Source organism: Bartonella sp. AA56HLJMS (genome assembly GCF_042197145.1).
In the GTDB taxonomy this organism is placed as follows: domain Bacteria; phylum Pseudomonadota; class Alphaproteobacteria; order Rhizobiales; family Rhizobiaceae; genus Bartonella.
Window position 1 is genome coordinate 10,693 of record NZ_JBHIRL010000016.1, and the last position, 6,366, is coordinate 17,058.

Here is a 6,366-nt window from a genome sequence, read left to right on the forward strand (position 1 = left end):
TGAGCGACGACGCATCTTCCCCTGTATCCCCTTACTTAAATCTCAGCAAAGAGGCAATCTTTTCTGTCAACAGCCTTCGTTAAGTCTCAATACAGCCCCGTGAACATTCAAGGAAAGCGCAAGAAGCTTCTTGAGTATATACAATTTACTATCATGATACCAATAACATCACCACAAGCGCTTATACAGCACCCTTCAGGTTTAAACATTTCCCTCTGCTTCAAGATTGACCACTTGAGCGACGACGCATCTTCCCCTGTATCCCCTTACTTAAATCTCAGCAAAGAGGCAATCTTTTCTGTCAACAGCCTTTGGTTAAGTTCCTGATACTGCCCGTGAACATTCAAGGAAAGCGCAAGAGGCTTCTTGAGTATATACAATTTACTATCATGATACCAATAACATCACCACAAGCGCTTATACAGCACCTTTCAGGTTTAAACATTTCCCTCTGCTTCAAGATTGACCACTTGAGCGACGGCGTGGTTTTCTCTGTATTCCCTTACTTAAATCCCAGCAAAGAGGCAATCTTTTCTGTCAACAGCCTTCGTTAAGTCTCAATACAGCCCCGTGAAAACTCAAGGAAAGCGCAAGAAGCTTCTTGAGCATATTATAATTTATTATCATGATACCAATAACATCACCACACAAGCGCGCTTACACAGCACCCTTCAGGTTTAAACATTTTCCTCTGCCTCAAGATTGACCACTCGGCGACGGCGTGGTTTTCTCTGTATCCCCTCACCTAATCCAGGCAAAGAAGAATCCTCTTTTGTTGCTGTTTTTGTTGCTGTTGATGCATCTCCATTGCTAGAGCTTTCTGCTGTTGTAAGTGAAAGCTCAAGAGATGATTCATCTTGAGTCCGTACAGTACGTCGACGAGGAGAACGACGTATTTTTTTGACAGGTTCAACATTTTTCTCAGAGAGGCAGTGCTCTTGATCTGTTTTTTCATCCGATAGAGCCTCTAAAGCGTTTTCACGCGCATCCCCATTTTGCGCTTTATCATATTGGCCATTGCCATTTTTTTGCGACGACATTTGTAATACATCTGTATCACCCTCGACAGCATCCTTTTTTTCTCCATCAAGATTTATTTCACCGCATTCTTGCCCATTGTTTTCATCACGATTTTCGTTTTCATCACCACGATTTTCATCACGCCGAACCGATTGAGACATTTGCCCAGCTGCTGCTAAAATAATACGCAAATAGTGCTCAGCATGTTGTAAATAATTTTCCGACATAACACGATCACCTGCACCTTGTGCATCACGCGCAAGGCTTATGTATTTATCGGCAATTTGCTGAGCATTCCCGCGAATTTTAACATCCGGACCGCTACTTTCATAATTGCGAGACAACGGATTAGGACCGCGACGATTATTATTGTTATTACCATTATTGTTATTATTGCGACCGCGTACCCGTCTATTTTGTTGTGGCCTCATCTTTATCCCTTTTTGGAGTGTTTGTCTTATGTGTGTCTTAATTGACGCTTCCTCATTACATTATCTTTTGATAATGCTGATCATGTTTAACATACGATTATCAAGCTATCCGCGTTTATTTCACTCAAACGAACCCTACTGATATTGATAAAAGCATATATTTTCTTGAAAATCACAAAACAGCAGGGAAATCGTAAATCAAAAATTCCCTTTTTCTCTGTCAAACAGCAGAAACCTAATGATGTTCACGTAAAATGCCAAGTGTTTTTTTTAAAATAAACCATATTTCACTAAAAAAAATAATTATCTTGTGGAAAACAAAAAGGAAAACACATATATAACACACCTGACAAAGAAAAAATTCCTGCCAGAGAATACTAGAAGCTTCCTTTTTTGCTCTAAAACCACCGCTCCTAAAAACGCCGATATTCTCTACCCCCTCGTGCATTTAACTCACAAGCACTTCCATCCCAACGAGTCACTGCGCGAACCTCTTTATTTTATAAATATAGCCTCTCTTCATCGCTAAAGCAACCCCTTGCGCGCGATAATCCACGATCGCCTCACAAAACTTCTTAATTTTTATAGATAGATTAACACGAAGTATTATTCAAGCCCTATAATCACCAAGAGATCAATCTTCTTTCCCAAACAAGTCAATGATACTATCAATTTTCATTTTAACCCATAGAGTTTTTAAGTTAATCACAGTTTTTATTTATAACAAATTGAGCTTAAAAACAAAATATTTAAATACAAAAAAATATCAAATTATGAAAAAAACGACCAATATGTCACACTTTTTTAAAAATCAGCTTCTTCTCAAAAAAATACCCTCCTCAAAGCCTATCAATAAGAATGGCCTAACGTATTTCCTTACTTATCTTTTCTGATAAAGAAAACTAGAATTATAAAACAAGCACATTTTTAAACCCAGCACAGCGCTTTACGCATGAAGAAGCCGTAAATGTTTATAAAAGGAATGTTTTTTACTCATTTTTGTCATGTCTATTGACTTACACCCTCAAAGAATGAAGATTCTCAAATCACACTGGTCTGTCAACAATGAAAATACTTATAAAATTCATACACTGAATTGATTTGTAATGGTAATTCATATTTTTTGTGTTGAGTAAGAAAATTAATATCGTAGGATTTTTCATCCTCAATCTGTTTGCTGTTGAATCAATCTCTTTTTCTTGCATGTTACATGTGGGAAAACCTGCGTGGAGTAAAAACGATAAAAAGACTAAAAGTGCCTCTTATGAACCGTCTCTAAGGCTAAAGGGCTGTCGACAGGCACCATTGGGAGCGAGCAAAATGTGAGATAGTACTGGCTTACTCTTTTTCAAACCATAAAGATGAACATGCTCTATAAATTTTATACATTCATGATGGTTTTACCATTATACCATTCACCAAAACCATCACGAAATGGATTTCCCACACTCGTTATTTCCCTTAAAAAAGCGCAACAAATCCTCCTGAAACTCCACCACGCCCCCTTAAACATTTCAAGGAGGCCATCCATACCTTATGTCGCCACACCTTAAATAAGAAGTGCGATATAACAAGATAAATAAATCAAGCTGCTATTGGTCATGAGGCAGATAGTCATTTAAGAGGCTTTTATCTTTTTATCAAAATTCGCATCCTTTTAACTTTCCATATAAAAACTTAAAAGTAATTGCGCCTTTTGCCTGTTTTATTTTCTCTTTCATTCAGAAAACAGTCTCGTAAGAGAAAATAATTTCCATCCCCAGGACGGACCCTCGTCAAACATTGTTTTTTAGCACTATCAGAAAGCTTATCCCACATTTCACGAATAGCAAAATAGGCCTCACTTTCCAAATTAAGACAATGCTGATAAACCTCTCTTTTCATATCGGGCATAACGGAGGCAGAAATTTCCTTGCAATATACGCGTAGATCAAAAACAGGAATAACCAATTCAACGGGTGCTTGTTGTGTTACTTTTTTATGAGAAGAAAAATAACTAACCACCTTTGCAACAACAAAACACAAAAACACTATACAAAAAAGTATTATGCAAACAAAAGCAATCTTGCGATATAATCTTTTGAAATAAGCCTTTTGTCTTGCTCGGATTCTTTTTTCCATAAAGATTGTACCCTTTAATATCCCAAGAGAAGCTTTTACAGCAAAAAATGATAGAAGTATCTGTGTACACAATACAGGTTATAGCCGCAAACGATCAAGACTCTTATGTCAAAAGACTCTCTTTTTTACCGTATAATTCTTATCGTATAAAATTCTTATGAAACACTTTTCTCATGCCCTTTATGAAAAAATAGGGCTGATGATTTTCTCTCACCACTTTTAAAGACAAAGATTCTTTATCCATGCGGATCTATAAACAATTCGTCTTTGTTAAGACATGTCATATTGATTTATAAAGAATATTTATTGTTTTACATGTTGAATGAGAAACCCGAACACCATAGGATTCTCTCATCCGAAGTTTGTTTTCTATTAAATCAACCAAAACCATGTTGCTTACAAGTTACAAGCGGAACTGGTATGTGGATTAAAAACTGTATAAGAAAGGCATATGCCTCTTATGAATCGTCTCACGAACCAAGGCTGTCGTAATATTGGGAGCGAGCAAATACAATGATGGTGCGGGCTTGCCTCTACATAAGCGTAAAGATGGGAGTGCTCAATGGATTTACCGTTATTCACCACACAAACACTTCATATATAAAATCTTATACGCCTTCTATTACCGCCCCCTCAAAAAGCAGTCGCTAAAACAAGATAAGAGATTATAGATGTAAAACTCCTAACAAAAAAGAATGGACTTTCTAATCGAGATCAACAAACACTGTTAAAGACACATTTGCATTTTTGACCATGCTGGCATGTATGATAATGGCCCTTCAAATGCGCCACCATTTTATGCTTCACCTCATATCATTCTCCGTCAAACAATCACAAAGATTCTTTAACTATTCAACGCCCCCCAACCAAAGCAAAGAAACCAAACCCAGACGCCTGCATTTTTATTTGAATCTTCCCTATTGGGATAAAACACACAAGAATTTAAAGATTTCACTGCAAAATGAAATCACAAAATACAATAATGAGAAAAATATCCAAAGCCATCTCAATAACAAATATATAGCGCCCCTGTTATTAGAAAGTAAAAAAAGCCGCACCATTTAAAGGCGCGGCTTATGAATAGAGATATAACTAAATAAAATACAAAAGAAATCAATAATAAATACTTATACACAAAACGTATAGTATTGCAAGCTTTTTAATTATATTTATAAAAATATCCAAAAAGAGTATAAATAATGATACATTCGTATTGAGGAGAGCTGTTTATAACAATACACTTTCTAAAATAAAAACGTATCAAATAAATCAAAATACTTTGTAGCTTTATCTCAATATAATCCATGAAAAAACACACATAATTTAAGTCCATAATTATAATAAGACCCGTTCTTTTACGCTTGTAAAAGCTGGTTTTTCTTAACTTACATTCACCACTTCAAAAGATGAAGATTCTTCACCCAATCTGATCTATCAACAGCCCAGATTGCATCGGGGTTCATTTGGCTTTCCCGCATGTGATTGACTTAAACTTAAAGCTCAACAAATAAGCCTGCCTTAAATATTTGCCATGCCCTTTAAAAAACACTTTTTGTATCATGGAAGCTCTTACAAAGAGGCTTGCCTTATATCATCACACCTGAAAGGACAGTCTTTACAGCATAAACAGGACAAGACAAATCAACAACCGCTTGTACAATCTTGTCTGATAAGAAAACAAGTGAAACGTTAGCCTTCAAGCCTGCTCCAACAGTACAGCATTTCTCTTCTTTATAAGAAAAGACACAACGATACGCATGATTTTTTTATAGGTATTTTTCTGCTTTTGTCCTTTTGGCAATTAACATTTTCTTTTTATGGGATTTTTAACAAATTAAAATTGCGAGGAACTGCACTTTTTCTCTTTTAAAAAAGCGTAAAAACCGCAAATTATTTATAGAGTTAAAATCATCAAACGCTCTATCCAAAAGCTTTTTAAAATGATTGCAAGATTTTTTATCTTTTTAAAGCTTCTTTTGCCATGCGTTTCTATTTGGGCATAGCTCCTTACTCTGTAGGCTTTAAAAACTTACCCTTAGATTTCAATATGCGCCCTACTCTCCCCAACAACGCATGATCAACTTATCCTGCAACAACGCTTCTCTATCAATTTTTACCCTTTTTTAACATCTCAAACAGAGTGCAATTCCAATCCCCACCGAAGATATAAATCAGGTTTATCTCATCTATAGCTTCAACCCATACATATTGTTATGATCACTCTTTTCTATTTTTCCTTTTCTAACAAAGAAGAAATCTCTCTAGAATGCTCAACACTGATGTTTTGAGCAACACTACTGTATATTCCTAGCGGCTTATGTGCTGTAAATTTTGAAATAAAAGAGCTGTAGTCTATTTTTGGCGCCTCGTATATTGGAGAAAAAAATATGTCTCCAACGGACGATGATTCTGTTTTAATTTCTGGTGCACTCACAAAACTGTTTGGTGTCGTTATTCCACCACTCACAACACTATTAATACTGTCTTGCTTCTCTTCTTTCTCATTTTTTTTCTGTTCGACATTGGTAAGATCTAGAGCATTTAATTTTTTTTCTAAAGCATCCATGCGCTTTGCAATTTTTGTAATATCTTCATATGCTTTCTTCAACAATGCGTTTAAAGGAGCATGTCCCATTCTTCCGCTAGCATAAAGAACCACACGAATACATTCCGGATCATCAATATCAGCAATAGAAAATGGAAAAAGTGCCATTATATCCCCCTTTTTGATAAGCTAAACGCGTATTAAGGCATTTGCATCTCTTTTTTCGTTGTACGGCTCTTGCATTTCTCA

Annotated in this window: 4 protein-coding genes; all 4 read right to left on the reverse strand. The window is 36.0% G+C overall.

The window, feature by feature from the left end; genetic code table 11:
• Positions 1-677: 677 nt before the first annotated feature.
• The 4 genes from ACFINI_RS07910 to ACFINI_RS07925 all read right to left on the reverse strand — a co-directional run bounded on the left by ACFINI_RS07910 (position 678) and on the right by ACFINI_RS07925 (position 6,285).
• A complete protein-coding gene (locus tag ACFINI_RS07910) occupies positions 678-1,451 on the reverse strand; it encodes a DUF4167 domain-containing protein (RefSeq protein WP_375611688.1) in 774 nt (257 codons plus the stop codon).
• 1,381 nt (positions 1,452-2,832) lie between these two features.
• A complete protein-coding gene (locus ACFINI_RS07915) occupies positions 2,833-2,982 on the reverse strand; it encodes a hypothetical protein (RefSeq protein WP_375647453.1) in 150 nt (49 codons plus the stop codon).
• A gap of 146 nt (positions 2,983-3,128) precedes the next feature.
• A complete protein-coding gene (locus ACFINI_RS07920) occupies positions 3,129-3,572 on the reverse strand; it encodes a hypothetical protein (protein ID WP_375610680.1) in 444 nt (147 codons plus the stop codon).
• Positions 3,573-5,799: 2,227 nt separating this feature from the next.
• Positions 5,800-6,285, reverse strand: a complete 486-nt coding sequence (locus ACFINI_RS07925) for a hypothetical protein (protein WP_375613651.1) — start codon at positions 6,283-6,285, stop codon at positions 5,800-5,802.
• Positions 6,286-6,366: the final 81 nt, after the last annotated feature.

Excerpts from the sequence above, each read along its gene's own strand:
- ACFINI_RS07920 (WP_375610680.1), bottom strand. The coding sequence starts at position 3,572 with ATGGAAAAAAGAATCCGAGCAAGACAAAAGGCTTATTTCAAAAGATTA.
- ACFINI_RS07925 (WP_375613651.1), bottom strand. The coding sequence starts at position 6,285 with ATGGCACTTTTTCCATTTTCTATTGCTGATATTGATGATCCGGAATGT.
- ACFINI_RS07910 (WP_375611688.1), bottom strand. The coding sequence starts at position 1,451 with ATGAGGCCACAACAAAATAGACGGGTACGCGGTCGCAATAATAACAAT.
- ACFINI_RS07915 (WP_375647453.1), bottom strand. The coding sequence starts at position 2,982 with ATGGATGGCCTCCTTGAAATGTTTAAGGGGGCGTGGTGGAGTTTCAGG.